Origin of the sequence: Alkalihalophilus lindianensis (genome assembly GCF_032843265.1) — a bacterium.
Taxonomy (GTDB): Bacteria; Bacillota; Bacilli; order Bacillales; family Bacillaceae_D; genus Alkalihalophilus; species Alkalihalophilus lindianensis.
On the sequence record NZ_JAWJBA010001134.1, the window covers coordinates 1 to 230 of the forward strand.

1 pseudogene is annotated in these 230 nt (G+C 39.6%); it reads right to left on the bottom strand.

Annotated features, from left to right (window positions below):
* Window positions 1-230: pseudogene (locus RYX56_RS25620) on the bottom strand (prevent-host-death protein); the annotation flags it as partial.

Genomic DNA, 230 nt, shown 5'->3' on the forward strand with positions numbered 1-230 from the left:
CTGTCCTCGGAGAAGCAAGCAAGTAGATTTCCCCATCAATATATTCGTATCTTTCGTCAGATTCCTGTTGCAATACAAGAAACTCTTCATAAGTGGCTTTCTTTCCATCAAAGCTATATTCTGACGCTTTTTCATATACTTTATCCGGCTGGGCAACGCTAGGAGTTTCTTTAACCGCTGTTAGTTTGGCAATTTTTGTGCCGTTTCGGGTAATGATAATATCCTCTTTT